This is a genomic window from Streptomyces sp. NPDC107500 (genome assembly GCF_055582785.1).
Window position 1 is genome coordinate 1 of sequence record NZ_JBVJPF010000024.1, and the last position, 2,175, is coordinate 2,175.

General features: G+C 67.5%; 2 protein-coding genes. Both read left to right on the plus strand.

The window, feature by feature from the left end; all coding sequences use genetic code 11:
• On the plus strand, positions 1 to 613 hold a 613-nt coding region (locus tag ACZ67M_RS37760; RefSeq protein ID WP_469854364.1), incomplete at its 5' end, for a phosphopantetheine-binding protein.
• A partial coding sequence (locus ACZ67M_RS37765; protein WP_469854365.1) for a condensation domain-containing protein occupies positions 610 to 2,175 on the plus strand: 1,566 nt, incomplete at its 3' end. The genes ACZ67M_RS37760 and ACZ67M_RS37765, both read left to right, overlap by 4 nt.

Consider the following 2,175-nt stretch of genomic DNA (forward strand, 5'->3'; position numbering starts at 1 on the left):
GGTGCGGGGGGTGCGGGTTGAGCCGGGTGAGGTGGAGGGGGTGTTGGGGTCTCATGCGGGGGTGGGGCAGGTGGTGGTTGTTCCGCGTGAGGATGAGCCGGGGGATGTACGGCTCGTCGCCTACATCGTGCCGGCGGACGAAGACGGAGAGGGGACTCCGGCGGGTGAGGACCTGACCGCGGAGCTTCGGGCGCTTGCCGCCGGGCGGCTTCCTGGCTCCATGGTTCCCTCCGCGTTCGTTTCCCTGCCGCAATTCCCCTTGACCGCCAATGGAAAGCTCGATCGTGCTGCCCTGCCCGCTCCGGAACATGGAGCCGCAGGCGGTGGCCGTGAGCCGGCCACACGGGAAGAACGCCTCCTGTGCGAGGCATTCGCGATGGTGCTCGGCTTGGACAGGGTCGGGGCGGACGACGACTTCTTCGAACTAGGCGGACACTCCTTGCTCGCGACCCGCCTGGTTTCTCAGATACGGGCGGTCCTTGGGGCCGAGGTGGAAATGCGGACACTGTTCGATGCCCCGACGCCGGCGGCACTCGCGGTGCGACTTGGAAATGAGCGGAAACCTGCCCGGCCGCCTCTGCGGCCCATGCGTAAGGAGGGGGAAGCCCGATGACTCCGTTGTCTTTCGCCCAGCGGCGGTTGTGGTTCCTGACGCAGTTGGAGGGGCCGAGTGCGACCTACAACATGCCGGTTGTGCTGCGTCTGGAGGGTGCCCTGAACGTCGGGGCCTTGCAGGCGGCAATGAGCGACGTGATCTCCCGGCACGAGGTGTTGCGGACGGTATTCCCTTCCCTTTCCGGAGAGCCGTATCAGCAGATCCTGGCCGCCGGTGAAGTGGGGGAGGTGTTGAGGGTCGGGCGGGCCACCGAGGGGGAGGCCGCGAATCTGGTTGCGGAGGAGACAGGGCGCGGGTTCGACCTGTCGACCGAGGTGCCACTGCGTGGGCTACTGATCGAGACCGGTGCGGACAGGCACGTGCTGGCGGTCGTGCTCCATCACATCGCGGGGGACGCCTGGTCGATGGGGCCGTTGGCGCGTGACATCTCTGTCGCGTATGCGGCACGGTGTGACGGTCGTGCGCCCGGCTGGGAGCCGCTGCCGGTGCAGTACGCGGACTACACCCTCTGGCAGCGGGAAGTGCTCGGTGAAGAGGACGATCCGGGCAGTGTGCTGGCGGAGCAGGTCGGCTACTGGCGTCGAGCCCTCGCGGGGGCACCCCAGGAACTGGCCCTGCCGGTCGACAGGCCGCGGCCGGCGATGGCCTCGCACCGCGGTCACACGGTGACACTTGAAGTCCCGGCGGACGTACATGCTCGGCTGGCCGCGCTGGCGCGAGAGCAGGGCGTCACGCTGTTCATGGTGGTGCAGGCCGCTCTGGCCGTGCTGCTGGAGCGGCTGGGCGCGGGAGATGACATCCCGATCGGTACAGCGGTTGCCGGACGCACGGATCGGGCACTGGATGACCTGGTCGGCTTCTTCGTCAACACTCTTGTCCTGCGCACCGACACGTCAGGTGACCCGACCTTCAGCGAGCTGCTGGCACGGGTGCGCGGGACGAGCCTCGCTGCCCTCGACCACCAGGACGTACCGTTCGAGCGGCTCGTGGAGCTGCTGGCACCGGATCGGTCTCTCGCTCGCCACCCGTTGTTCCAGGTGATGCTCAGCGTTCGAAACACGGGTCAGGCGACGCTTCAGCTCGCCGGGCTGCGTGCCCAGATGATGATTGATCACGCACTGCCCTCTCGATTCGATCTTGATGTGTCGTTGGGCGAGGTGGTTGATGGCGACGGGCGTCCTGGGGGGTTGCGCGGGTCACTGACGGGATCGGCCGACCTGTTCGACGCGGACACCGTGGAGCGGATCGGACGCTGGTTGGTGCGGGTGCTGACCGTTGCGGTGACCACGCCGCAGATGCGGGTTGGTCAGGTCCAGGTCCTGTCCGAGGCTGAGCGCCGTCAGGTGGTGGAGGGCTGGAACGACACGGATGTGCCGGTGCCTGATGTCACATGGGTGGAGTTGTTCGCTGAGCAGGTCGCGCGGACTCCGGATGCGCCGGCGGTAGTAGGTGAGGAGGAGACGCTGTCGTATGGGGAGTTGGATGAGCGGGCGTCTCGGTTGGCGGGGTTGTTGAGGGGTCGTGGGGTGGGGCCTGAGTCGGTGGTGGGGGTGTTGTTG